Origin of the sequence: Kitasatospora sp. NPDC096128, from assembly GCF_040303105.1 — a bacterium.
Taxonomy (GTDB): domain Bacteria; phylum Actinomycetota; class Actinomycetes; order Streptomycetales; family Streptomycetaceae; genus Kitasatospora.
This window is the reverse complement of the sequence record NZ_JBEOSP010000020.1, coordinates 77,135-97,301: the sequence shown is the minus strand read 5'-3', so window position 1 is coordinate 97,301 and position 20,167 is coordinate 77,135. Positions and strand designations below refer to the sequence as shown.

19 protein-coding genes are annotated in these 20,167 nt (G+C 69.7%); 11 read left to right on the top strand and 8 right to left on the bottom strand.

Features of this window, described 5'->3' with window-relative positions; translation table 11 throughout:
• Window positions 1-299: 299 nt before the first annotated feature.
• From ABTY61_RS22945 to ABTY61_RS22935, 3 genes are all read right to left on the bottom strand, one after another.
• On the bottom strand, window positions 300-1,592 hold the full coding sequence (locus ABTY61_RS22945) for an endonuclease domain-containing protein (RefSeq protein WP_350506904.1): 1,293 nt from the start codon (window positions 1,590-1,592) through the stop codon (window positions 300-302).
• A 358-nt stretch (window positions 1,593-1,950) separates the two neighbouring features.
• Entirely contained in the window at window positions 1,951-3,177 is a 1,227-nt protein-coding gene (locus ABTY61_RS22940; protein WP_350506903.1) for a hypothetical protein, read from the bottom strand.
• A complete protein-coding gene (locus ABTY61_RS22935; protein WP_350506902.1) occupies window positions 3,174-3,479 on the bottom strand; it encodes a hypothetical protein in 306 nt (101 codons plus the stop codon). The genes ABTY61_RS22940 and ABTY61_RS22935 overlap by 4 nt, the downstream gene beginning before the upstream one ends.
• A 425-nt stretch (window positions 3,480-3,904) precedes the next feature.
• On the opposite strand from ABTY61_RS22935, the gene ABTY61_RS22930 reads away from it, so the two are divergent.
• Window positions 3,905-5,005 (top strand): M20 family metallopeptidase, encoded by a 1,101-nt coding sequence (locus ABTY61_RS22930; protein ID WP_350506901.1) that lies wholly within the window; start codon window positions 3,905-3,907, stop codon window positions 5,003-5,005.
• 24 nt (window positions 5,006-5,029) lie between these two features.
• On the opposite strand, the gene ABTY61_RS22925 is transcribed toward ABTY61_RS22930, so the two are convergent.
• Window positions 5,030-6,280: an IS256 family transposase gene (locus tag ABTY61_RS22925; RefSeq protein WP_350506900.1), complete on the bottom strand. Its 1,251-nt coding sequence runs from the start codon at window positions 6,278-6,280 to the stop codon at window positions 5,030-5,032.
• Between the two features lie 507 nt (window positions 6,281-6,787).
• Here ABTY61_RS22925 and ABTY61_RS22920 point away from each other — a divergent pair.
• Window positions 6,788-7,768, top strand: coding sequence for a 3-oxoacyl-ACP synthase III family protein (locus ABTY61_RS22920; protein ID WP_350506899.1), 981 nt, complete (start codon window positions 6,788-6,790; stop codon window positions 7,766-7,768).
• A gap of 518 nt (window positions 7,769-8,286) precedes the next feature.
• On the opposite strand, the gene ABTY61_RS22915 is transcribed toward ABTY61_RS22920, so the two are convergent.
• Window positions 8,287-8,733: a hypothetical protein gene (locus tag ABTY61_RS22915; RefSeq protein ID WP_350506898.1), complete on the bottom strand. Its 447-nt coding sequence runs from the start codon at window positions 8,731-8,733 to the stop codon at window positions 8,287-8,289.
• A gap of 897 nt (window positions 8,734-9,630) precedes the next feature.
• Here ABTY61_RS22915 and ABTY61_RS22910 point away from each other — a divergent pair.
• The 7 genes from ABTY61_RS22910 to ABTY61_RS22880 all read left to right on the top strand — a co-directional run bounded on the left by ABTY61_RS22910 (window position 9,631) and on the right by ABTY61_RS22880 (window position 16,818).
• Window positions 9,631-10,881 carry an MFS transporter gene (locus ABTY61_RS22910; protein ID WP_350506897.1) on the top strand — a complete coding sequence of 417 codons (1,251 nt, stop codon included), beginning with the start codon at window positions 9,631-9,633 and terminating at the stop codon, window positions 10,879-10,881.
• A gap of 185 nt (window positions 10,882-11,066) precedes the next feature.
• Window positions 11,067-11,765: an HAD family hydrolase gene (locus ABTY61_RS22905; RefSeq protein ID WP_350506896.1), complete on the top strand. Its 699-nt coding sequence runs from the start codon at window positions 11,067-11,069 to the stop codon at window positions 11,763-11,765.
• An 82-nt stretch (window positions 11,766-11,847) separates the two neighbouring features.
• A complete protein-coding gene (locus ABTY61_RS22900) occupies window positions 11,848-12,372 on the top strand; it encodes a hypothetical protein (RefSeq protein ID WP_350506895.1) in 525 nt (174 codons plus the stop codon).
• Window positions 12,373-12,674: 302 nt separating this feature from the next.
• On the top strand, window positions 12,675-13,541 hold the full coding sequence (locus ABTY61_RS22895) for a hypothetical protein (RefSeq protein ID WP_350506894.1): 867 nt from the start codon (window positions 12,675-12,677) through the stop codon (window positions 13,539-13,541).
• A gap of 217 nt (window positions 13,542-13,758) precedes the next feature.
• The gene (locus ABTY61_RS22890; protein WP_350506893.1) at window positions 13,759-14,082 is read left to right on the top strand and encodes a cupin domain-containing protein; all 324 of its coding nucleotides are present in this window, start codon (window positions 13,759-13,761) and stop codon (window positions 14,080-14,082) included.
• Window positions 14,083-14,609: 527 nt separating this feature from the next.
• Entirely contained in the window at window positions 14,610-15,764 is a 1,155-nt protein-coding gene (locus ABTY61_RS22885) for a methyltransferase domain-containing protein (RefSeq protein ID WP_350506892.1), read from the top strand.
• A gap of 634 nt (window positions 15,765-16,398) precedes the next feature.
• The gene (locus ABTY61_RS22880) at window positions 16,399-16,818 is read left to right on the top strand and encodes a hypothetical protein (protein ID WP_350506891.1); all 420 of its coding nucleotides are present in this window, start codon (window positions 16,399-16,401) and stop codon (window positions 16,816-16,818) included.
• Window positions 16,819-16,838: 20 nt separating this feature from the next.
• Here ABTY61_RS22880 and ABTY61_RS22875 read toward each other — a convergent pair whose 3' ends face one another.
• The 3 genes from ABTY61_RS22875 to ABTY61_RS22865 all read right to left on the bottom strand — a co-directional run bounded on the left by ABTY61_RS22875 (window position 16,839) and on the right by ABTY61_RS22865 (window position 18,460).
• On the bottom strand, window positions 16,839-17,093 hold the full coding sequence (locus ABTY61_RS22875; protein WP_350506890.1) for a hypothetical protein: 255 nt from the start codon (window positions 17,091-17,093) through the stop codon (window positions 16,839-16,841).
• Between the two features lie 79 nt (window positions 17,094-17,172).
• On the bottom strand, window positions 17,173-17,592 hold the full coding sequence (locus tag ABTY61_RS22870; protein WP_350506889.1) for a DUF5959 family protein: 420 nt from the start codon (window positions 17,590-17,592) through the stop codon (window positions 17,173-17,175).
• A 301-nt stretch (window positions 17,593-17,893) separates the two neighbouring features.
• Window positions 17,894-18,460, bottom strand: coding sequence for a hypothetical protein (locus ABTY61_RS22865; RefSeq protein ID WP_350506888.1), 567 nt, complete (start codon window positions 18,458-18,460; stop codon window positions 17,894-17,896).
• Window positions 18,461-18,893: 433 nt separating this feature from the next.
• On the opposite strand from ABTY61_RS22865, the gene ABTY61_RS22860 reads away from it, so the two are divergent.
• On the top strand, window positions 18,894-19,118 hold the full coding sequence (locus ABTY61_RS22860; RefSeq protein ID WP_350506887.1) for a hypothetical protein: 225 nt from the start codon (window positions 18,894-18,896) through the stop codon (window positions 19,116-19,118).
• Window positions 19,119-19,310: 192 nt separating this feature from the next.
• Entirely contained in the window at window positions 19,311-19,661 is a 351-nt protein-coding gene (locus tag ABTY61_RS22855; protein WP_350506886.1) for a hypothetical protein, read from the top strand.
• Window positions 19,662-20,167 lie beyond the last annotated feature (506 nt).

Genomic DNA, 20,167 nt, shown 5'->3' with positions numbered 1-20,167 from the left:
GTGTCTGTGAGGTCCGAGGAGATGCTTGACACTCCGGTGCTGAAGCTAGCTTGACGATGTCTCGCGATATGCCTAACGGTTCCAGGTGATGCTGTCGGTCAGCGAGTGACGGGACCGCCCGCCTCTGCGGGGGTGGGTGAAGATCTTGACGTCGCTGTTGAGGACGCGGAAGCAGGTAGGCGCGGTTGAGTCAGGGGGCTGGCGACCCGCCATGGGCGTTGCAGACCGACCGTTTCCTTGCCACGGAAGGGTGGGTATCGGCGGCCCGTGGGCGTCGTACCGCTGGGGGCGGGCCGAACTCAGCATGGTGCCGGGGTGGCGCTCTGCTTCCAGCCGTGCTGTTCCATGAGGTCGGCCACCCAGGCACGGAGGTCGGTGCTGGAGATCTCGACGACCCAGGTAACCGGGCGGCGTAGGTGGTTGGGGCACGTCAGCGTTGCTGAGAGGGCCGCGGGGAGTGGGTGCTCGAGCTTCACCCGCACCGCTGGGAGCGCCTTGCACGGTGCGTGGTGCTCTGTCGCGCGGAGCCGCTCGGTGATCAGACGGGTCAGGTACCGCGGCGGAAGGGTGCCGTCGGTGCGGCATCCCTTGCAGGCGAGGAGGTGCCGGACCACGCCCGGGGCGGCGATACCCGGACCATCGGGCCAGTCCCACAGCCCGGTGCCGGCTGCTTCGCTGGAGTTGCAGCTCGCACACACAGGTCCTCGGACAAAATGATGCAGGTGGCAATGGTCCCAGGCCGCGGCCTGCGTGGTGCCGCAGGCCGAGCACAGGTAGTCGTCGGCGCGGACCCGCTTTCGGCGCGTACTCTCATACAACACCCCGAACATGGTGCCGGCGTAGCGCTGGAAGGTTCGGGCCGCGCACTTCGGGCAGCGCGTGACCCAGCCGCTCTGGCCGGAGGTGCGCCAGGCCCAGGAGGCCTCCTCGCCGCCGTCCGTGCTGCAGTCGACGCAGATGCAGCTGGCCGCGAACATCTCCTCGGAGCGCCGCTGCCATGTGTCGAGAACGGCGAGCCAGGCCGTGGGCAGACACCACGAACCGTCGGCCCGGCTGAGCAGATCGAAGACAGGGAGCCCCGCGATCGCGAGATCGCTCCTCCCGCCGGGGTACCCGTGACGGTCACGCATGCGCTCGAGTGCCGCCGTGGCCTGGAGCAGCAGCGCCGGGTCCGCGTCGGCGTCGAGCAGGTGCGATCCGTCGGCCGTCGGCTCCCCAGCGACCCGCGTGAACAGGTCCCGCTGGACCTGCAGGCGCCAGTCCAGGTCGCGGCGGTCGGAGCGGGGTTCGATGCCGGTCCAGACGAAACGTGCAGGCACGAGCTGGCCAGGCTCGGCGGCGGCGCGAGTGAGTGCCTCGATTGCCGCTGGCAGGTCGCGATCGTCGACGTGCCACCTGTTGCTGCGCTTGTAACCCCGAAGAGGAGTGGCGCCGAGGAAGAGATGGCCTGTGGTACGGAGCCAGTGGGCTTTGAGCGCACGGGGCATGTGCCGGAACAAAGGCCCCGGCAGGGCCTCGCGCACTGAACGCTGCGCTGACGGCAGGGAGATGAGCACCAGCGGACCATCCCATGCAGCAGTGACATCGCCCATCCGGTTGAGGATTGCGGCCGGTGAGGGGGTGAGCTGATGCCCGCGGCGGACAGGCTGGTGTTGAGTAGGTCGGCACAACCGGACCGGGCAGTTTGATGGGCCGCACGCCAGGGGGGATTGTCCTACCGGGTCGGATCGCATGCCAGCTCTGCGTCTCACGGGCCCAAGGCCTCGTGGAGGCCATCGCTGTCGATCCGGCGAGCGCGTTCGTGCGCTGGAGAGTCATCCGACGCGACGGAACTGACTGCCGTTCCGCCCGCGCCACTCGGACACGGTGATCACGCGGCCGCGTTGTCGTTTCGTATCGTGTGCCTGGATGCGGACGACCGCTGAGCATGCGGGCTTGATGCTGCGGAGGTCAGCGGTTCCGGTGACCGGCCCACACTGATTCGACCGTGCCTGACCGGTCCAGCCAGGCGTCGCGGATCGCGCGGGTGGCGGCGGCAGCGTTGTGTTCGAGGAACCCGATGCCGTGCGGCTGGGCGGTCAGGTTCACGTACTGCCACCATGCCCAGTGTCCGCCCCACCCCTTGTGTATGAACCGGCGGTTGATGTCGGCGCTGACGGCTGGGTCGGTGCAGTAGATCCCGTAGAAGGGCCGCAGGTAGTTGTCGTCGGGGTCAGGACCGCAGTGCTGGTCGGTCTCACGGCGGATGCCGAGTCCGAACCCGAGCACTGGGGTGTCGCCGGTCAGCCACTGTGGCCGGCTCATTATGACGGCCGTCTCCGGGTAGCTGGCTTCGTTGCCTTTGGCTATGTACGGGACTGTGGCGACGGTGAGGTCTTCTCCGATCTCCGCCGCCAGGGCCGTGAGGGCAGTGGTCATGTGGGCGGGCAGCAGCTTCAGGAGACGGCGCGCGGCGTCCTGTGCGGCCAGGAGCGCGGTGCTGTGCGTGATCCAGAACCGGGCGTCGTCATCGTCGTCGGTGCTGATACCCACGGTTGTCTCCAAGTCGTCCAGGTAGTTCTCTGCATGGCGGCGGCCTACCGCTGCTGGCCCGGCCATCGGCATGGCGAGTAGGCGTGCGAGCTGGCCGGCGAGGTCGCGCAGGGCGACAGGTCGAAATCGCTTGTCCCGCGCGGGCTCGCCAGCGGCGGTGAGATAGACGAAGACCGGGTCGGGCAGGTCCGCGAAGTCGTCTCCTTGGCGGGTCGTCTGCTTGTTGCCTTCCGGCGCGTCGACTTTCAACTCGATGACGACCGACGCCGCGGGGCTGGTGACGATGAGGTCCGGCCGGCTGGTGGCACCGCGGACCTGCTGGTGTACGTGTGCCCGGGCCAGGCGGGGGTTGGCGGCAAGCTCGGTCAGCCCCGCGAGGCTCAGCAGGGCGCTCAGCATCCCCGTCCCGAGACCGTGGACCTCGCGGGGGGCGAGGAGGAACTTCAGGTATTGCTCATGATGGGCCTCCTTGCGTTGCCCGTTCAGGATCTGCAGCGCGCTCGGTCCCCGGCCGCGACGCCGGGACCGCGGCAGCGTCAGCAGGTCGGCTTCGATATCCGACCAGCGTGTGGCACCGATGGTCACCTCGGTGCGGGTGGTGTGCTCCTCGGCAGCCGGAGCCGACTGCTGCTTGGGGATGGTCATGGTTGGTCCCTGGTGACGTGGTGAATGGCAGTGCGGACCGTCGGGTCCACGCTCGTCTCGCGGGTCTCGATCGTCTGCGGACCGGCGCCGGTCGCCATCAGCAGATGCGCGCGGCCCTCGAAGTCGTACGCGACCTGCGGCCCGTTGATGGGTCCCCTGGTCACCTCGCACTCCTCGTCCGGTACCTCCAGCAGGCGCCGCACCAACACGAGCAGCTCGGTGAAACCCGTCAAGGCAGGCGTCCGGCGCCAGCTCCCATAGGCGACCGGCCAGTCCAGTCCCGTGTTTGTGTCCGCGCCCATGCTCCGCCCCTGGTCGACCGCCGCCCGCCCCTGGGTTCGGCGCCTCACATTCTGGCCCACGCCGCGGACACCCGGTAGCGAGTTGTGAGCCCGCGTACTGGGCGAGCGGGGCCGGCCTCCACAGGCAGTGCGAAGTGGCATCCAGGCCCGCTGCGGGCGCACTCCGCGCGCAGCTGTCCGTGACCTGGACCAGGGACCCCAGCACAGGGTACTCGCCGACGTGCAGGTGACGTGCAGCGAGGGCGGGCGGGCCCATTGGCTCTCATCCGCCGATGCCCGCAGGGGACGGAGCAATTGTCAATTCCTGTGGATCGCCTGGGCAATGCAAAGGGGATGACGGGCGTGGAGCTGAGTCGCCGAGGCTAGGGGTGGCGGCTGGCTCGGGGCGCTCCGTTCAGTCCGGCGGGCTCGCCTACTGTGGCAGCATGACGATGCACAAGGCTGGCCCAGTGAGTGTTGACGCGATGATCGAGGACCTGAGGACACTCGTCGATGTCGAGTCCCCGTCGCGTGACATCGATGCCTTGACGGCATCGGCCAAGGCTGTCGCCGGTGTTATCGAGAACCGTCTCGGCGGGCAGGCCGTCTTCTTTGAGACCGATGCCGGGCCGCACGTCCAGTGGTCCGCCGGTGGCGACCCCAAGGTACTGATCCTCGGGCACCACGACACGGTGTTTCCGCTGGGCACTCTCGAACGCCGACCGTTCACGGTCCGGGACGGGCACGCCACCGGCCCCGGGGTCTTCGACATGCTGGGCGGTCTCGTGCAGGCCATTCACGGGGTGGCGCTGCTCGACGACCGGTCGGGCGTGGAAATCCTGGTGACCTCCGACGAAGAGGTCGGCTCCCGTACCTCGCGGGCCCTCATCGAGGAACGAGCCCTTGCCTGTGACGCAGTACTCGTCGTCGAGGGCGCGGCCGAGGGCGGGGCCGTGAAGACCGGGCGCAAGGGATGCGGCACGTTCGAAGTCACTGTCACGGGCCGGGCTTCGCACGCGGGCCTTGAGCCCGAAGCCGGCGTCAATGCCCTGATCGAGGCATCTCACCAGGTGCTGGACATCGCGGCGCTCGGGCGACCCGACATCGGCACGACCGTCATCCCCACCGTCGCGTCGGCGGGCACGATGGACAACGTCGTTCCCGCCGAGGCGACGATTCTCGTCGACGTCCGTGTCACGTCATCCGATGAGAAGGACCGCATCGAGTCCGCATTCGCCTCTCTGGCCCCGCACCTCGACGGGGCGGAGATTGCGGTCCAAGGAGCCGTCACCCGGCCCCCGATGCCAGAGACCGCCTCGGCCGATCTCTTCGCGGTGGCGCGGCTGCTCCTTCCCGACCTCGAAGGCAAGGCGGTCGGGGGCGGAAGCGACGGCAACTTCACGGCCGCTCTCGGCGTGCCGACACTCGACGGCCTGGGAGCAGTCGGCGGCGGGGCGCACGCCGACCACGAGTACCTGGTGATCGACGCCATGGCCGAGCGGGCACATCTCATCGCCGGCCTCGTGAACGCGATCCAGAACTCGTAGAGAGAGGCTGCCGAACGGTCCTGCTCACGCGGCCTCCTCCTGACGCTCGACCAAGACGCCGTTCTTGAACCGTGTGCCCGCGCGGACCAGGGGGACCAGGTGGGCGCCGGTGATCGCGCGCCATCGCGCTTGGGCGGACTCGACGAGCTTGAACACCATGGCCAGGGCTGCGGCCGGGCTGCCGGCGCCGCGGGTGACCTTGGTGCGGAGCTTGACGGTCGAGAACGTCGACTCGATGGGGTTCGTGGTCCGCAGGTGGATCCAGTGCTCGGCTGGGAAGTCGTAGAACGCCAGCAGTTCGTCCTGGTCGTCGGTGATCTTCGCGACGGCCTTCGGGAACTTGGCGCCGTAGGTCTTCGCGAACGCCTCGATCGCCTTCTCGGCGTGGCCGCGGTCCTCAGCGTTGTAGATCTCCTGCATCGCCTTCGTCGCCCCGGGCTGCGCGGACTTGGGCAGGCAGTTGGTGATGTTGCGGGCTTTGTGAACCCAGCACCTTTGCGGCCGGGCAGCGGGGAACACCTCGGCGAGCGCCCGCCAAAGACCCATGGCGCCGTCGCCGACGACCAGCTCGGGGTCGCGCATGCCGCGTCGGCGGCAGTCCCGCAGTAGGTCGGCCCACGACTCGGTGGATTCCCGCAGGCCCTCGGCGAGCGCGATGAGCTCCTTGGTGCCGTCCAAGCGGACGCCGAGCAGGACCAAGACGCACGAGTGGGCCTGGCCGAGGCGGACCTTGGGGTGCACGCCGTCGGCCCAGACGTAGACGTAGTCGCGGTCGGACAGGTCCCGGGTCTGGAAGGCGGCGTGGTCGTCGCTCCATTGCTTGGTCAGCCGGGTGACGGTGGCGGGCGACAGGCCGGCGGTGCCGCCGAGGAACTGCTCCATCGCGGGTACGAAGTCCCCGGACGACAGCCCGTGCAGGTAGAGCAGCGGCAGCACCTCGGAGATCTTCGGGGACTTGCGGCACCATGGCGCGAGGATCTTCGAGGAGAACCGCTTGCGCTCGCCGGTGGCGTCGTCGACGCGGCGGTCGTTCACTCGCGGGGCCCTGACCTCGACGGGACCTGCCGCGGTGACCACGGTGCGGGACCGGTGGTGGCCGTTACGGACCACCAGGCGGTGCCCGCGCTCGTCGGCCTCGGCGGCCAACTCGGCTATGTACTGGTTGACTTCCGCCTCCAGCGCGGCGGCGAGCATCCGGCGGGCGCCTTCGCGGACGATCTCATCGATCAGGGAGCCGGACTGGGTGGAGCCGTCGTCGGTGACTACGCTGAGCACGGGCGTGCCCTTCCCGACCCGCGGTGCAACGCGGGCCTACTCGGAGACCTTACGGATCATTGGGGAAGGTATGCCCTCTATGCGCCCTCCCGGGACTGATCCACAAGTCCTGAGCATTGCTCCAGGGGACGGGCGGCCTGGTGCTGACGACGGTGCATCAGGGGCTTTGGGCCCCGTGATCCTGCCGCGCGGGAACCGTCGCCGGATGTTCCCGGGGCACGGCATCTGGCCACTCCCAGGGGCGCATGGCCGCCCGCCGGATAGGGGCGTCTCCTATCGTGCAAAGCCTCCAGGGCAGCGTGCCGCCGGACAAGCCGGCCACGTGCGCGCTGCGACACAGAACGACAGTCGTCGCCACTCGAGACCCGCGGCGGTGCGGACGGGGGCGAGCCGACCAGGCGGTGGCCGATACGGCAAGACCAGAGCCCGCCCTCCTCCGCCGCACGCGTACGGCGCTCTCCGCGCCGCCTCATGCCCCGAGCCGTCAAGAGAGAGGGACCGCAACGGATGAGTGCCGGGATCGTCAGCGTAGGAGCCTACGTACCTGCCCGCGCCGTAACGAACAGCGACCTTGAGCCGCTGACCGGTCTCAAGGCTACGTGGATCCGTGAACGCACTGGGATCGAGGAACGTCGCCACTGCGCCAAGGACGAAGACGTGGTCACCATGGCTCACAAGGCCGTGGCCAACGCCTGTGCCCGCGCGGGGATCGCCGTGGGAGACATCGATGCCGTAGTCACCTCGACCAACACACCGACGTTCATCATGCCCGGGCTGGGTGCCCGCCTCATGGCACAGTCCGGCCTTACCCCGCGCTCGGCGCCCGTTGACATCGTAGGACCGGGGTGCGCGGGCGCAGTCAGCGTCCTGCAGGTCGGAGAACAGCTCGTCCGGTCCGGCGTGAAACTCGTAGCTGTCGTCCAATCGGAGGCGAGCAGCACCTTCATGGACTTCGACGACATCAGCCCTCAGTCAGCGTTGGCGGCCAGCATCTTCGGGGACGGCGCCTGTTGCTGGCTGCTACGTCCCTGCCGGCCAGGCAGCGGCATCGTCTACAGCTCTTCCCGCACCGTGCCCGAAGGGTATGAGGGGCTGGTCTTGCAGGGCCAGAACCTGCGTGGTTTCAGCATGGACGCGAGGGCCGTGAAGGGCTTCGCCATCAAACAGGTCCCCGCCCTCATCCGCGACCTGGAGGCCGGCAGCGGGAGCGCCGTTCGGGACGCCGGCCTGGTGCTTTTGCACCAGGCCAACCTGCGGCTGATTGAGAGCGTGCTGGCGGGCCTGGACGTGCCGATGTCGAGGACCTGCACAACCGTCCAGGACCTGGGCAACACTGCCTCGGCATCTGTCGGCATCAGTGCCGCTCGCGCCATCGACGCCGGTCTCATCCAGCCGGGCGTGACCGTCTTCCTCGCGGGTTTCGGATCCGGGTGGACCACCGCAGGATCCGTCCTGCGATGGTGCGGATCATCCGACTTCGACCTCTGACCTCCGGGGTCGATGTCCCGGCCTGGCCGGGCTACGGCCAGGAGATGGTCGACGTCGAGCAATCGCCTCTGTGCTGGATCACGGTGTGTGCCGACGTCCTCGACACCACAACGCGCCCGGGCTGCCGCACACCGGGAAGCACTACAGCAGCGGCCGGAGCACCGACACTACGGGCCCTCGTTCCAGCGCACCGAGCCACAGTCGGCAGGGCACCGCTGGCGAATACGGCGAGGCTGACCTGATCCGTGACAGGAGCTGGCGGGCGGGCCACTCACTCCGCCCTCCCGCCCGGCCCGACCCCCACTCGGTCGTCCTCACCGCCTGCACACTGCGCACCGCCGACGAGCAAGTACCGCGCTGGTGAAGACCGCCGGCTTGGCCAGGCCTTCACCGATCCCGTGCCCGCTGAGCCATCCCGGCCGGTCTACCGGTTGATGCGGGCACCAGGCCCCGGGCGTTCTCAGCTGAGCACTTCCATGAAGGAGTTGGCGAGAGCGCGACTGCCCCGCCCTGCCGGGTCACGAACGGGTCAGGGCCTCTTCCCGCAGGTCGTTGAGTAGCGCCTGCACCTCGCTCCGGTCATCCCCGGCGGACGCGAAGCTGAGGTACGTTTCGAAGACTGCGCGGGCGAGGTTGCCTACGGCCTCGACGCTGGAGTCGGCGTTGTGGGCCCAACCGTGAAGGTAGGCGGTGGTCAAGTCGGCCAGGTGGCCAGGAAGGCTGGCGTTGAACGTCTCCGCGGCCTGCGCCTGCTCCGCCTCTGGCAAACGTCCGATGCCGGTAACGGTCAGCAGCCATTTGTCGAGCATGATCGTGCCGTAGTCGGCGATCAGCGAAGTCAGCGGCTCCTCACCGGGACTGGGGTGAGCCAGCGCAACCAGGGCATCGTCATCATTCTTCCAGGCTGCTTCGAACGCGGCGACCACACGAAGGACCTGGTCCGGAGTCAGGATTTTGGCGGGCATAACCACACGGTAGCCAACCGGCCACGTCTGCGGGCAAGTTCCCGTTCGCCGGTCCGCGTACGGCGGGCCAGGGCGGGCCGCGGCGCCACCAACCGCGCCTCGGTCGGGCCCACCGGCCAGGACGGGTTCCTGCACCGACACCAGTCAGCACGCAAGCGGTCGTCAACTCGGCGCCTCGTGTCGCCGCCGACTGGGATGGTCAAGCCGAGGAGCTGACCCGGTTGCCAATCCCATCCTGGTGACAGCCACCAGATGCAGCACAGCAGCCAGTGGAGATCGCGCGAGACTCTGGTCGAGGAGGACGCTGTCTGCTCGGACGCCCTCGCGGTGCGGCCCGGTCGCTCCAGCCGACGGCACGGCCCGACGGGCGCGGCCAGACGCTTCCCGGCAGGTGCAGACGCACCCGCTCGGCCCGGACAGCCGGATTCCAAATCCTGTCGGACGGGAAGTTGTGGCGGAGTTTCCCGCATCGCGGTCTGCCGGCGCCGTCAACCGCCCTCATCCGGTGCCGGCGAGGAATCCGATGCCTAGCGTGTACCACGAAGCCAGCGGAGAGGCTTCGGAGCTCGGCTCGGCGTTGTCGCGTACCGCCGAGCCGAGCCGGTCGACCTTACCGGCGTGAATCCGCCAAAGGAGCAACCACTGTGGACTGGTTACATTGCCGGATAGCCGAATTCGACGCCCAGGAACGGGCGAGAAAAGCGGAATTCGCGCGTATGGCCAGCCTGCTGCGAGAACGCCCTGGCCGCCGTTGGTGGCCCAGGCGCTCCGGGAACCGCCGGGGGACCAGGAACAAGACCATCGGCCCGCGGACCTGAACCCCACCGCTGCGACCAACGCCCGTACCGCAGCACCTTCGCGGAGGGACCCGAACCCATCCGAACCCCTGGGACCTGCATGCCTGCCCTGACCCGACACCTCACGGCTGCTTCGAGCCGCGACGACCTGGCGGCACCGATGCGAGCAGTCCTCGGCGCGCCTCACGTCCCGCGTGTCCTCACCGGGTCCCTGGTGGGCCGCCTGCCCGTCGCGGCGGCACCGCTGGCCATCCTGCTGTGCTTGGCCGATGCAGGAAGCGGCTACATGTGGGCGAGCGCGGTCGCGGCGATCTACGGACTGGCAGCGACCATCGGACAGCCGGCCCTGGGCCGGCTGGCGGACCGGTACGGGCAGAAGCCGACGCTGCTGGGATCGGCATCGGTGTCCTGCGTCGCGTTCATAGCCCTCGCCGCATTGCCGGCGCGGGCACCCCTGCTGTGCGCCGTGGCTGCCGCAGTCGCCGGGGCCGCCACACCGCCGCTCGAAGGAGCTCTGCGCGCCCTGTGGCCGCGGATGGTCCAGCAACATCTGCAGCAGGCGGCGCTCGGCATGGACGTCGCGTCCCAGTCGGTGCTCTTCGCGCTCGGTCCTCTCCTGGTCACCGCCATCGTGAGCTTGTCGGGGCCTGCAACGGCGCTGGCCCTGGTCGGCAGCATGGGGCTGGTCGGCACGTGGGCGATGGCCAGCAGCGCACCATCGCGCTCCCAGCACGGCCATCCGCGCCACGGTGACTGGCTCGGCCCCCTGCGATCGAGAGAACTGAGGGCCATGGCGTCGGTACTGGGACTCGTCGGGGTCTGCCTCGGAGCCCAGAACGTCGCCGCGACCGCCTGGGCGCAGCAGGCCGGCAGCAGGGCTGGCGCGGGCCTGCTGTTGGGCGCGTTCAGCGCCGGCAGCGCCATCGGAGGCGTGTTCTTCACGCGGCGTCGGGAAACCAGCATCCGTGCACTCGCGCTGTGCCTGCTCGCCTTCACTCTGGGCTGGGTACCGCTCGTGGTGGCTCCCTCCCAGCTGTGGGTGATGACCGCTTTGGCCGTCCTGCCGGGGCTGGCCCTCAGCCCCCTGCTCGGAAGGATCTTCGAGCGGGTCGGCCGCGCGGTGGACCCGGCCTGGGCCACCGAGGCCTTCAGCTGGCTCGTCACCGCAGTGGGAATCGGCAGCGCGGCCGGCACTGCCGCGGTCGGTGCCCTCATCGACCGTACCGGGCCGTCAGCGGCCTACGGATTCGCCGGAGCATGTGCGGCCGGAGCCCTCTCGCTCCTGGCCTTTCAGCAGCCGAGGCCCCGAAAGGAAACGCGGACGCACGCAACTGCACCCGTAGGAAGCTGAAGCACCGCATCACCACGCACAATCCATCCCAACCCCGTGCCACCCCCGCCTGGATGACCGTACGCCACGACACCGGAATGACCGAAACCCCATTATCCGAAAGCCCTGCGGCACCACTTCCACCACCCATTCCTTGAGCCTGGATAAAACCGCCGCAGGCATGGCCGAGAAAAGACAACAATTCCATGAACACCCAGCGCAGACACGCCGTATGGGACTGGAACGGCACCCTGCTCGACGACAACGAAGCCCGCCTCCTGGCCGTGAACGAGTCGCTCGCCGCGATCGGCCAGACTCCCATCACCCTGCCCCAGTACCGCGACACCTACTGCGTCCCGGTCCCCCGCTTCTACGCCAGGCTCCTCGGTCGCCCGCTGACCGTCACCGAGTGGCGAACCGCCGACGACACCTACCAGGCCGTCTACCACGAGCACCTCCCCCAGTCGGGTCACCTCATGTCCGGCGCCCGACAGGCCCTGCTCTCCTGGATCGCCCGCGGCGGCACACAGTCACTCCTGTCCCTGCACTCCCACACCCGGCTGCTCACCGAACTCTCACAGCACGGCATCGGAACACTGCTGCGCGCGGCCGAGGGCCGACGCGGACCGACCGGCGGGACCAAATCCGCCGCGATGCACCGCCACGTCCAGGCGCTCGGCATCCCCAGGGAGCACGTCGTGGCGATCGGAGACTCCGCCGACGACGCCCTCGCCGCCGAGCAGGCCGGCATCGCCGTCGTCCTCTACACCGGCGGATCCCACAGCGAGACCGCTCTCGCAGCCACCGGTGCGCCCATCGCCCACACCCTGGCCGAGGCCGTCGACATGGCGCTCGGCACGCCGGCGAAGACCCGGCCCAGAGCCCAGGCGGGCGCCGCCGCCTGAAAGACCGGGCGCAGCCGTCCCGGAGCTCGGCTTACGAACCGGGCCCTCCAATCGCACCGACCGCTCAGACAAGGACGGAACCATGACCACCTTCACCCGCACCCGCACCCGCGCCACCTCGAGGACGCGCCGGATCATCCTTGGCGCCGCCACCCTGACGCTCGCCGCCGCCAGCGTGATCACCACCACCAGCGCAGCCCAGGCCAGCCCGGCGATCATGGGACCCAACCCCACCTGGATCAATGGGTGGAGCACCTACAGCAACCCGTGGCGCTGCACCACCGGCAGCGACTCCGCCACGTTCTGGTGCCTCTACTACAACTCCAACGCCGAGGGCGCCGCCTACAAGTCGCCCTTCCGGGAGGGCCAGGGCCCGCGCGACTGGACGTACGGGATCTTCCAGGCCGACGCCTACGGCTCGCGCGGCGCGGGCCAGCACATCTGGCACAACGCGGCGTCCGCCGAGAACGCCTCGGGCTGCCCCCTCGGCGTGTGGTCCGGGTACGGCGCCGTCGGCGACTCGAACTGGGTGCCGCCCTACCGCGGCGGCAACCTCACCAAGGCCGTCAAGAACAAGAACGAGTGGGCCGGCGTCTACTGCGACTAGCCCACAACGGCGCTGGCAGAAGCACTGGTTGACATCCATGACGGGCCGGACACCACAGCCCGCCAACGCCGCACCACCGAGGACCGGCCCCGCACCCCAACGGGGCCGGTCCCTCAACCGTCCTTCCCACACCGTGGAGACCCGTGCAGCCCCCTCGAATCACCACCAGCGCCGCGGACGCGGCCCCCACAAGGGTGCAAACGCGGTGGATCCGCCGCGTTCTACGGACGACGGCGGTCCTGCCGATCACGGTCCTCATGCTCGCCGGCTGCTCCGGACCGCAACCGGCTCCGTCGGCTCCGGTGCCGACGCCCAAGGCCACCAACGGCGTCGAGGGCCTGCATCTACCGATCGAGGCCTACATGCTGACGTCGAGCCAAGCGTCCGACTACAACTGGGTACGCCAGGTTGCCATGGGCTCATGCATGCGGCGCTTCGGCCAGGACTACCCGGTCCCCCCACAGCCCGCCACAGAGGGCTCCCAGATGTACGGCCTGCTGGAAAGGAGGTACGGCATCGCCGATGCGCAAAGCGCCCGCATCTTCGGATACCACCAGCCCCACAGCAGTGCCGGGCCCGGCGGTACAGCCGCTACCCAACCGGTCACACTCGGACAGCTCAGCGACAGCGCCCGCACCGTCCTGACCGGCGCCGACCCGAAGACCGGCGTCCGCGTCACCGAGTACGCCGGAAAAGCACTGCCCGAACACGGATGCCTCGCCGAGCTCGAGCGGCTGATGCCCAGCGCGGCAGGAGGGCCCGGCGGACCCGCCAGCGGGGGAGAAGGCCTCGTCACAGAGATCAAAGCCCAGACCTTCACCGACTCCCAGGCCGACGCCCCGGTGACTTCCGCCATTGCGGCCTGGTCCACCTGTATGAAGACCCGCGGCCACGACATCCACGATCCCCTCAGCGCAACCGCGAACATGGACTCCCTCTCCGACCCCGCGCCCGACGCGAAGGAGATCGCCCAAGCCGAGGCGGACGTCGCCTGCAAAAGCGACACCAACCTGATCGGCATCTGGTTCGCCGCCGAATCCGACCGCCAGAACGCCCTGATCAACCGCCACGCGGACGAGCTCTCCAAGATCAAGCAGACGCTCGCCGCCGAGGTCACCGAACTCGCCAAGCTGCGAGCCCGCGACTGGAATGCCACAACCCCGTCCTGACCAACCGTCCAAACCAACCAGACGCGTACCCCGCGCCGGAGGCTCTACACAGCGACCTTCTCGCAGTTCCCAATCGGCGGCCGAGTCGTCGTGGGGAACCGGGTGGCCGAGCCTCCGGAACCATGATCGGCAGCGACATGAAAGCCACGCCCGGTCCCCCTGGGTGCCACAACCCTACGAATGGCTGCAGCAGACCCAGGAAGGAAGGTAGAGCGACATGAGGTTCGACATCACACACAGCGACGAACTGGAACCGATCGACATCGCGCCCGGCATCACGGCCCGCCGCTTCCCTCCCGGCCCGGACGGCGCGACCGTGCTCCAGGTCGACTTCTCCGCCGGCGCCCGCTGGCCCACCACGGACGTCCACGAGCTCACCGAGATCATCGTCGTCCAGTCCGGCGACTTCCACGACGGCACCCATGTCCATCCGGCCGGAACCTACATCTACGGCCACCCCGGCAGCGCACATCACCCCCAGAGCACCACCGGATGCCGGCTCCTCGTCATCCTGCCCGACGGCGAGCCCCAGGCCGCGTGAGAGCCCGACCAGGCACGACCCGAGACCACCACAGCACAGCCCGCACCGACCATGCCGCAGCACACGCACCGGTCCTTCCCACGAACCGTCCGACCGACCACATATCGCTACCGACCTGCCAGCACCATCCCGCTCTCACTCCTCCACCGCTACGCCCCTGTGAGAACGGCGTGACAGCTCCCACCCGGCTGCTGCGCGCAGCCATGCCAGCGCAGTGCTTGCCCTGCCGCACCCCGACCGCCGTCCGCGAAGCCGGCCGTGAACGACCGCAGCCGACTGCGCTGTGTGCGGGGATCGCCGCCCAAGGGGCGCGCCCTTCGGGCGCCCCCGTACGCCGTCTACCGGTCGGCGGCGGGGTGAGCGAGGATGGGCGGCTGACCGTGTCCCAGACGCGAGAGGGCAGCAGTATGGGCAAGCACGAGAAGCCGGCACCTGACCCCGGGTCGGGAACGCCTCCGCCCGGCAACAAGGACGGGCAGGTTCCGCCCCCGCCGCCGGGCACCGGCAAGCGGGGGCGGTAGCGCGCAGTGGGCGGCGAGGGTCTGGTGGGGCGCCGGGCGGGCCTGGACGCGGCGATGGAGGACGAGCGGGCGTGGCCGGCCGGGTCCCCGTGGGTGCGTGAGGCCATGGCGGCGCTGCCGCGCGACGCGTTCGCGCCGGAGCGGTTGTGGCGGTGGGACGGCCGGGCGTACGTGCCGGTGGAGCGCGCGGTCGATCCCGAGGGCTGGGCCGGCGAGCTGTTCACCGGGGTCCACGACGCGGCCGTCACCCAGGTGCGCGGCGGCCTGCCGTCCTCGTCGCTGTCCGCGCCCGCCGTGGTGGCGGACATGCTGGACAGCCTGCGGCTGGAGCCCGGGCACCGGGTGTGGGACGTCGGCACCGGCCAGGGCTGGACGGCGGCCCTGGCCGCCTGGCGCGCCGGCCCCGGCCGAGTGGTGTCCACCGAGGTGGACGAGGGCCTGGCCGACTTCGCCCGCGCCCGCCTGGCCGCAGCCGGGCTCGACGCCGAGGTGGTGGTCGCCGACGCGAGCGGCACCGGGGTGCCCGGCGGCGGGCAGGTCGACCGCCTGCACGCCACCTACGCCGTGGAGGCCGTGCCATGGACCTGGGTGGAGGCGGTGCGCCCGGGCGGCCGGATCGTCTACCCCTGGGGCCGGCTGGGGCACGTCGCCCTCACCGTCGCCGAGGACGGCAAGTCCGCGACCGGCTGGGTGCAGGGCCTCGCGCAGTTCATGGCCGACCGGCGCGGCCCCGCGCCGACACCCGCCGGCCACGCCGCCTACACCGCGGTGCGCGGCACCGCCGAACCCGACTCCGAGCGGCTACTGAAACGCAACCTGGCCCCGCTCGACGAGAACTGGGACCTGCGCTTCGCCCTGCGGGTGGCCGTGCCGGACGTGGTGCTGCTCACCGGCCGGGACGAGGACGGCGTCAACGCCTGGGTGCACGACGGCGACCGGTCGTGGGCGGCGCTCGCCGCGCGCGGCGACGGCACCGTGGCGCTCTATCAAGGCGGGCCGCGCCGCCTCGGCGACGCCGTCGCCGCGGCCTGGGATGAGTGGGAGGAACTCGGTCGCCCGGACAGATACGACTACGGCATCACGGTCACTCCCGACGCCCAGTGGGCGTGGCAGTGCAGCCCGAACGGGCCGCGCTGGCCGATCGCGCAACCGGCGCCCTGAGTGCGGCCCGGGCGGGCGGTGCGATCCGGCGGCCTGCGACTGACAAGCTTGGCTAAACGGCCGTTTCGGCAAGAGAGAGAAGCGCCGCTGCCTCCTCGGGTTCATGCCGCGGTCCCGGGCGAGGTCTGGATCGCCGTGCACAGGACCTCCGACGGCTGCCGGTCGGATCTGGGCGTGGACGCCTGCCGCTCCAGAGCGAGGACGGCGGCAGGTGGTGGCCGGCGGTACCGCGACCAGTAGGGAGCCGCGGTCTCGGCGTCGGCCGGGGGGAGCCAGCGGTAGCAGAGCAGGCCGCGGACGAGGCTGGTGCCGGGATCGTGGACCTCGGCGTGAGGGGGCCGCCCAGGCGCGACGGTGGTGCCGCTGACCGCGCAGCGGCCCTGATGAATTTGCTGCAGGCGTTCCGTCGGACGCTGGCGGTGATCCTACGGAGGAACGTCCCCCGGTGCGCACGGCGCGCAGCTGGCAGCCCGGCGGGCATCCGCAGTCGGCCGGTACGCAGAACGGAACGGTGTCGAGGAGTTGTCCCAGGTTGGCACGCAGCTGTTGGACGGGGGACAGGGCGGCCGCCGCCCGGTGGCCGGTCAGGGGATGGTCGCGAAGCACGGCGGGGCCGTGGGCGACCCGGTCGGGCGTGACCGAGGCGGGCCCGAAGATCAGCTCGGACCAGGTGTCGAGGGCGCCGCTCTCGTCCGGCTTCCTGCATCTCAAGGGATGCCTGCCGCCGACCGCTGACCGCGTCGAGGACGTCCGCGACCGGCGCCGCGACCCGGCCGCCGCGCGCGACATCCTCGACCTGGACGGTCTCGATCCCCGAGTCCAGCAGATCGTCCTCAACACCCCTGGCGCCCGCGAACTGATCGCCAATCTCGCCGACTACGCGGACCTTCCCGCGGGCCCCGGCGCATCGCCACCGGATGTGCCGGGGGTCGGCACAGGGCATCCGTTCTCACCTAAAATCCTCGCCCGCGAACGTCGCGACCGTGGCCACCAGGTCGAGGTCGAGCACCGCCACGTCCACCTGCCCCGTGTCCTGAGGAGCAACGGGTCATGATCAACGGTTTGGTCGATCGTTCAGCTCCCCGTCCCGAACCACGACCCGATGTTGTTCCACATCTGGAAGTGCTCTGCGGGAACCCCGTCCCGGTACTCCAGCTGGAACGTGTTGTCCTCACGCACCCAGACCTGGACATACCAGTCGCCGGGCTCCTCATCGAGGCGCTCAAGGATCAAGGACCTGCCACGTTGAAGGTTGGCCACCATCGCGCTGATCGCCGGCTTCGACGGGCGCTTGGCCATGACGACCGCGCCGCTTCTCATCACAAGCATCCCGAGATCATTACTCAGGCCCCTGACAACCCCTTAGTCCGGAAAATGGCCACGCCCTTCGAACACGGCCCCGGAACCGTCAGCCCGCAAACGCCCGCCGCACATGATCGAGGCGCGCACGCTGGTCCTCGATCCAGCCGGCCGACGGCGAGAGAGGCAGGCTGACCGTCACTTGCGAGGACGGAGCGTCCTGAAGCGACACTCCGATCGCTCCAGACGCCAACGGCTTGATTCCGAGCTGGACCGTCCGGCCGGAGTTCAGCCACGAGACGAACCGATTGCCGGCCAGCTTGTCCAGGGCTTCCTCCCACTGGTCCAGGTCATCGGACGTGATGCCGACGGGAAAGCTGCCGTTGATGGTCCCGGTCGACACGACGAACTCGCAGTCGAGGAACTCGCTGCCCGAGGCGGGCCGCTCCAGCACACGGAGAGACACAGCGTGACCGGTCGTTCCCGGCGGATCAGCCAGGTGGATCAAATCGCCCAGCTCGTCTTCCATGACAGCCCCTCTCCATCGACCTCGAACAGGGGCATCATTCCGGAGACCACCGACACGCACTGACACCCCCGTCGGTGCTGTCAGTTCTCACCGACATTCCGCAGGCCCGCAGATCAGCATCTGCTGCCCAAACCCGTCGCCAAGTGCTGTCCGTCGTCACCTACGCAGCCAACGGGTCGATCTCCACCAGGGCACTGTATGTGCAGATCGGGACGGAGGGGGCGCAGCACCAGGGCGGTGGCAGCGTCACAGCGACCAAAGCCCGCGACCAGTCCCCGAGAGATCTGACCCTGCGGACGAGTCAGCAGCGCCGGATCTGCTCGGCGTACCTCCGAGACCAGTAGGCTGCCAGGCGCTCTCGCCGGACGCCCTCCGGGTCGAGCCCGTCCGGGCGGGGCGGGTAGTACTCGGCCCGGTGCTGCTGCTCGGCGTAGAAGAGGACGACCCGCAGCCGCTCCGGCGGGACGAGCCGGGCGTCGAAGGTCTCCCCGGCGCCGCCCTGCGGCACCTGTTGCCGACTGAGGAAGCCGCCGCCGACCCGTTGGAGGAATGGCTGCCCGGGCTCCCCGCCTCGGCCGCAGTGGTCACAGCGGCTCCCGTTTCGGTGGTGCCAGGGCAGGCCGGCCTGGTCGTAGCGCCAGCCCCACCAGATGCGCTGTGCGACGGCGTCCATGACGGCCTGCTCGATCTGCTCGGCGTCCGTGGCCGTAGGCGTGCCGTACGCGGAGATGAGAGTCCAGCCCTTGCGGGTGAACTGCCCGATCCGGCGCTCTCTCGGCTCGATGCACACCCCGACCTTCACCGCGCCGAACTCGGGGTGGTGGAGGCCGTAGACGGCGCTGGGCTCGCTCCTGCTGGTGATGGTCACGGTCCTTCCTACCAGCCCCTTGTGACACAGGTCACTTTGCGCACCGCTCGGGCGCCGGCCGCTCCGCTGCCGCTGCGTGCAGGTTGGCGCCGCCGGATTGCCTCCCGGGGACGGCAGCGGCACGCGGAGAAGCGGGGCGGTCAGGGCAGGCGCAGCGTGCTGTCGGCCAGTATCGCCAGTATCAACACCCAGTTCCGCCTGGGGCGCGCTGACCGGGCCGCACCTCGATGAAGGGGCTGCCCCGCAACCGGACATCCCCAGCAGCACTTTCAAGTCCGACGGCCCGGCGCCCGGCCGGGCCACTCGCGAAGGCGGCAAGTGACGAATGATCACCCGGCGGACCTGCTCGAAGAGGCTGATAACCCAGTCGACACCGTTGCCCCCGCGAGGCTACTTCCTCCCCGACCGGGACACGGACCGCGGGACTGCCTACATGGTGCACTTCACCAAGCTGGTCGAGGCCCTCTCTCAGCACCGGATGGGCCACGCCGCGCACCTCGTCTTCTGGCACTTCGTCGAAAGCTTTGTCGACGCCCCCCGGGCGACCGGTTGGGCGGCGAAGGCGTCCATCCCGGCCGGCTTGCAGCTGACCGCGATGCTGATGCCGAGATCGCCTCCTACCCCCGCCCAACTGGTCATTTGGTCAACACCGGATTGAGGCCTATCGTCCGAAGGGCTGCCTGCGCACAGCCCGCATACCGTCGCCTCCACGTGGCGAGGTGGAACCGCGGAGATTCAGCCCGGCCAGGCAGACGCCACAACCCCACTGCGCCCGGCGCGCCCGTGCGTTCGCACAGACGATGCAGCCGCGGCCCCAGAGGTCACCTCTGACCCACCACAGGAGCACCACATGACCGGCATGCCCATGCCCATACCCGGCACCACTCACATCAACAACACGCCTGCCAGTTGCGAGCCGACTGCAGACAACCAGACAACCCCGCAGCTCCCCGCCGACACCAGCGACGATCTCGGCCGGTGGACCGTGCACGAGGGGAGCTACGGCGCCACGGACGATCCGCCCGCACCGGGAACGACACCCCTGATCGTGGCCGACTGGGACCACGACGAAGTCAAGGACCCCCGCTACGGCGATCTTCGCCTGATGTGCTTCACCACCGACGGACAGCCGGCGGTGGTCAGACTTTCGCCGGACGGCGCGCTGCAACTGCGGGACAGGCTCGACCGCATCCTGAGCTGAACACGCGCCAATCCCAGGCGCCGGCCTGACCCGCAGGCGACCAGCCAGGGATTCCCGCCGGCACAGTCACCCCGGCCCTGTCGCCGACCGCCAACCCGCGGAGCGCACCAAGACGAACACAGGCCAGTCCTCCGCCGGCTCCGCGACCCTACGGGGCCGGCTCCATTGTCCACACACAGCCGGACCCGCCCCTGGCTCGGGCGAAACAACTCCCACGGGACGTATCCCGACCCGCCGTAGAGAGCACCGGCGTCCTGTACAAGCGGACGCCTCGGCTCATCCCTGGACCGGCACCGTCATCCCGGCAGGCGTTCGAGCAGGAAACCGCGACCTGCACGATGCCCCTTGACCGAGCGAGCGAAGTCGATAACTTGCCTCGCCACGCCGGCCTGGTCCTCCGCAGCATGCGCGGCTCGCGCACAACGCCCCAACCTCGCGTACCGGACCGCCCCAGCTGCCAGACCAGCCGCATGCAGCAGCCCCACGCAAGCCCACCCGACCCCGGA

Coding starts and splice junctions, on each gene's coding strand:
- ABTY61_RS22935 (WP_350506902.1), bottom strand. CDS start 3,479: ATGGGCGCGGACACAAACACGGGACTGGACTGGCCGGTCGCCTATGGG.
- ABTY61_RS22855 (WP_350506886.1), top strand. CDS start 19,311: ATGACCGGCATGCCCATGCCCATACCCGGCACCACTCACATCAACAAC.
- ABTY61_RS22945 (WP_350506904.1), bottom strand. CDS start 1,592: ATGGGCGATGTCACTGCTGCATGGGATGGTCCGCTGGTGCTCATCTCC.
- ABTY61_RS22875 (WP_350506890.1), bottom strand. CDS start 17,093: ATGCTTGTGATGAGAAGCGGCGCGGTCGTCATGGCCAAGCGCCCGTCG.
- ABTY61_RS22920 (WP_350506899.1), top strand. CDS start 6,788: ATGAGTGCCGGGATCGTCAGCGTAGGAGCCTACGTACCTGCCCGCGCC.
- ABTY61_RS22905 (WP_350506896.1), top strand. CDS start 11,067: ATGAACACCCAGCGCAGACACGCCGTATGGGACTGGAACGGCACCCTG.
- ABTY61_RS22860 (WP_350506887.1), top strand. CDS start 18,894: ATGGTGCACTTCACCAAGCTGGTCGAGGCCCTCTCTCAGCACCGGATG.
- ABTY61_RS22900 (WP_350506895.1), top strand. CDS start 11,848: ATGACCACCTTCACCCGCACCCGCACCCGCGCCACCTCGAGGACGCGC.
- ABTY61_RS22930 (WP_350506901.1), top strand. CDS start 3,905: ATGACGATGCACAAGGCTGGCCCAGTGAGTGTTGACGCGATGATCGAG.
- ABTY61_RS22870 (WP_350506889.1), bottom strand. CDS start 17,592: ATGGAAGACGAGCTGGGCGATTTGATCCACCTGGCTGATCCGCCGGGA.
- ABTY61_RS22910 (WP_350506897.1), top strand. CDS start 9,631: ATGCCTGCCCTGACCCGACACCTCACGGCTGCTTCGAGCCGCGACGAC.
- ABTY61_RS22940 (WP_350506903.1), bottom strand. CDS start 3,177: ATGACCATCCCCAAGCAGCAGTCGGCTCCGGCTGCCGAGGAGCACACC.
- ABTY61_RS22890 (WP_350506893.1), top strand. CDS start 13,759: ATGAGGTTCGACATCACACACAGCGACGAACTGGAACCGATCGACATC.
- ABTY61_RS22915 (WP_350506898.1), bottom strand. CDS start 8,733: ATGCCCGCCAAAATCCTGACTCCGGACCAGGTCCTTCGTGTGGTCGCC.